Consider the following 2,201-nt stretch of genomic DNA (forward strand, 5'->3'; position numbering starts at 1 on the left):
GTTTGAAGACATCGACAGTATCATTAAAGGTATTATCGGTAATAAAAAACGTATTCATATTCACTTTGGTGACGTAGTGAATACGGATTCTGACTCTGCTGACGAACTAGCCAAAAGTATTGATGTGCAAATCCATACTAACTATCATTTGTTCCCTATTAACTATGCCGCCGCTAATATTGATTCTGATGTTGTAACGGATAGTGTTAAGAATGAATTAAATGCAAAATTATCGGTATTAACTGAAGAAGAAAAACCATTTTTACGCGCTCTTTATGCTAACCCAGTAAAGAACGCGCTGTAGTGATTTAGTTAAACAGTTTCTTATCCCAATGAGGAGGATTACCAACTTGTTGGGATAAGAAGTCGATAAAAGTTCGTACTTTTGGAGGTAAATGCTGTCTTCTCGGATAAACCGCATAAATAGGCAATTTCATATCCGCTTCCCATTCACTTAATAATCGAACTAAACTTCCATTCGCAAACTCATTCTCAAGTAAGTAACTCGCTAAATAAGATATACCTGCACCGGCTTTGGTTGCGTCTAGTATCGCAGACGCATTATCAATCTTGAAGTTACTGTGCACGTTAACGACTTGATGAACGCCATCACGAGTAAACTCCCATTCGTTAAATTTTCTTTCATTACTTTGATAAGTAATGCATTTATGTTGGGAGAGCTCTGCGGGTCTACTTGGTTCACCGTGTTTTTCTAAATAACTTGGTGCTGCTGCAACAATGAATCGGCAATCGGCAATTTTTCTTGCAACCATACCTTCTGGTAAATCATCGTGAATGGCGATCCAGCAATCAAAGCCATCTTCAAGTAGTTTTGGTTTATGATCAAACAAGCTGACTTCAAGCTCTAATTCTGGATAGAGTTCTTGAAAAACAGCCAACGCATGTGTGATGTGACGATTCCCAAAAGACTGAGCAATACCGACCTTAAATACGCCTGAAATACGCCCGTGGTGAGCATCTAAAAGGGCATCGGCTTCATAGGCAATATCGAGTAGCTTCTGACTGTATTCGGCATACTGACTGCCAAGCGCAGTGATTGATACCGAACGGTTATTACGTTGAACCAGCTGACAATCTAATCGTAATTCTAATGCTTTGATTTGTTTTGATACGTGCGATTTTGAAATGCCGAGTTTTTCAGCCGCACGCGTAAAATTAAGTTCATTTGCTACCGTAGCAAAAATTACCATTTGATGTAAATTGTCTAGCATTACACAGCCCCAATATTAACGATTGTTGCTATTGTAATGTTACTTATAAATATAGCCATTCACTTTTATTGATTTAGGGAAATCAGTTATTTGTTGGCCACCAAGGTAAATATTGCCATTAACCACGAGATCATCAGGCAGTGCCGTTATTTTTGAATAGCCAAGATAAAGGTTGCCTTTGATTGTTAGCTGCATTGGTAATGTTGCTAACGGTGTTCTAATGACACTCAAATCACCATTAACTGTCAGTCTTGCCGGCAGTTCGGTTAAGCCTGAACCTGCAAAGTTAATAAATCCAGCCACTTTGACACCACGGCGGTAACGTTTAAATTGAGTCGCTCCCGCTAAATTTAAATATCCTACAATTTTTGTGCCTCTTGGTATTCTAGTGATAGCGGTATTAGCGAGGTTTAGATTACCGTTAATAACGAGCCCTTGGGGTAACTTTGTTATTTTACTTTTTGCTAAATTAAGATCGCCATTAACCACCAAATCGTCAGGTAACTCGGTGTAGCCGGTATTCCTCAAGCTAATGTTTCCGTAGCTATCGATATGATTAATCAAACGGTGTTTATTTAATTTTTCAGCTAAAACAGGGGTGCTGAGCAACACAGATAATAAGATAAAGAAAATAGAGCGATTCAATATGAACATAGACACAACGTTGAATAAAAGACTTACTGTATTATCGACAACTGCGTAAATAAGTTTAATGTTAAATGAGTGATATCGGTCATGATTTAGCGTTTCATTTATCAAAATACATTTGATATAGTGAAATTCGGCATTGATTGTCGCAGTGATAAACATATTGAATCACTGGTAGTTAATTTTTTAAGTGTTAAGGAGACGTAATGTCTAAAGCAACTGGTACTGTTAAATGGTTTAATGAAGATAAAGGTTTCGGTTTTATTACTCAAGAGAATGGCGGTCCTGATGTGTTTGCTCATTTCAGCGCGATTCAAAGCG

General features: G+C 37.8%; 3 protein-coding genes and 1 pseudogene. 2 read left to right on the top strand and 2 right to left on the bottom strand.

The genetic code is table 11. The features are described from left to right. A pseudogene (locus AACV33_RS01965) lies at nucleotides 1-304 on the top strand (1-acyl-sn-glycerol-3-phosphate acyltransferase); the annotation flags it as partial. A gap of 4 nt (nucleotides 305-308) precedes the next feature. Here the strand turns inward: AACV33_RS01965 and AACV33_RS01970 are convergent. After that, on the bottom strand, nucleotides 309-1,232 hold the full coding sequence (locus AACV33_RS01970) for a LysR family transcriptional regulator (protein WP_017023244.1): 924 nt from the start codon (nucleotides 1,230-1,232) through the stop codon (nucleotides 309-311). A gap of 39 nt (nucleotides 1,233-1,271) precedes the next feature. Further along, complete coding sequence (locus tag AACV33_RS01975) at nucleotides 1,272-1,886, bottom strand: hypothetical protein (RefSeq protein WP_182700700.1); 615 nt, start codon at nucleotides 1,884-1,886, stop codon at nucleotides 1,272-1,274. A 200-nt stretch (nucleotides 1,887-2,086) separates the two neighbouring features. Here AACV33_RS01975 and AACV33_RS01980 point away from each other — a divergent pair. Continuing rightward, nucleotides 2,087-2,201 (top strand): cold-shock protein (locus tag AACV33_RS01980; RefSeq protein ID WP_182700701.1); only part of this gene is annotated, 115 nt, incomplete at its 3' end.

The organism is Aliivibrio sp. SR45-2 (assembly GCF_963890165.1).
GTDB lineage: Bacteria > Pseudomonadota > Gammaproteobacteria > Enterobacterales > Vibrionaceae > Aliivibrio > Aliivibrio salmonicida.